This is a genomic window from Salinisphaera sp. SWV1 (genome assembly GCF_052044155.1).
Lineage (GTDB): Bacteria > Pseudomonadota > Gammaproteobacteria > Nevskiales > Salinisphaeraceae > Salinisphaera.
This window is the reverse complement of sequence record NZ_JBQDYE010000095.1, coordinates 1-1,150: the sequence shown is the minus strand read 5'-3', so window position 1 is coordinate 1,150 and position 1,150 is coordinate 1. Positions and strand designations below refer to the sequence as shown.

The window sequence follows — 1,150 nt, the reverse complement described above, 5'->3', positions numbered from 1 at the left end:
CTAGTGTCCTGTAACTCAATTTCGTAGCATTGGTCACAGGCTTGAACATGGGTGTGTCTGATGCCGCGCGGTCGTTTTCTCCCCCCGATTCATTTGTCATCGACAGAAGCCGACGAACTCACGTCACTGGCCCGTTCACGCAGTTATCCGTTCAGTATCGTACAGCGAGCCCAGATCGTGCTCGCCTGCGTTGAAGGCCATACTAATAAAGCGGTGGCCGCGCGGCTGGACGTGTCGCCCCGAACCGTCAGTAAATGGCGGCAACGCTTCGTGACGCAGGGCGTGGCGGGTCTACATGACGTCACACGGCCCGGCCGGCCGCGCGAGATTGACGATGAGCGGGTAATGGAACTGCTCAACCATACGCTGCAGCACACGCCAGAGGATGCGACTCACTGGAGCACCCGACGCATGGCCCAGCAGGTTGGCGTATCGCATATGACGGTGCAGCGGATCTGGTCGGCATTTGACGTGGCGCCGCATCGTCAGCGTCATTTCAAGTTGTCCACGGATCCGTATTTCGCGGAGAAAGTGCGCGATGTCGTCGGGCTGTATCTCAACCCGCCGGATAAGGCCTTGGTGCTCTGCGTGGATGAAAAAAGTCAGGTGCAGGCGCTGGATCGCACCCAGCCGATGTTGCCGCTGGGCCTGGGCTACGTGGAAGGCGTGACGCACGATTACGTCCGCCACGGCACCACCACGCTATTCGCCGCGCTGGATATCGCCACCGGCGAGGTCATCGCACGATGCCAGCATCGGCATCGACACCAGGAGTTTCTACGTTTCCTGCGGCATATCGAGCGTCAGGTACCGGCCGAACTGGATGTGCATCTCGTCCTCGATAACTACGCCACTCATAAGCATCCCAAGGTCCGGGCCTGGCTGGCGCAACGACCCCGTTTTCACCTGCATTTCACGCCGACCTATGCCTCGTGGCTCAATCAGGTCGAGCGGTGGTTTGCCCATATCACCGAACGCGCCATTCGGCGCGGCTCCTTCAAAAGCGTCAAGGATCTGGTCGCCCGCATTGATCGATTCGTCGAGCAGCACAATGCGCAATGTGCGCCATTCGTCTGGTACGCCTCGGCCGATTCCATCCTGCGCAAAATCGAACGACTATGTGAACGAATTTCCGTTACAGGACACTAGG

The 1,150-nt window shown here is 59.1% G+C and carries 1 protein-coding gene; it reads left to right on the top strand.

What is annotated here, in order from left to right; translation table 11 throughout:
* The first annotated feature begins 60 nt into the window (after positions 1–60).
* Complete coding sequence (locus ACS8YF_RS19560) at positions 61–1,149, top strand: IS630 family transposase (protein WP_440851765.1); 1,089 nt, start codon at positions 61–63, stop codon at positions 1,147–1,149.
* Position 1,150: the final 1 nt, after the last annotated feature.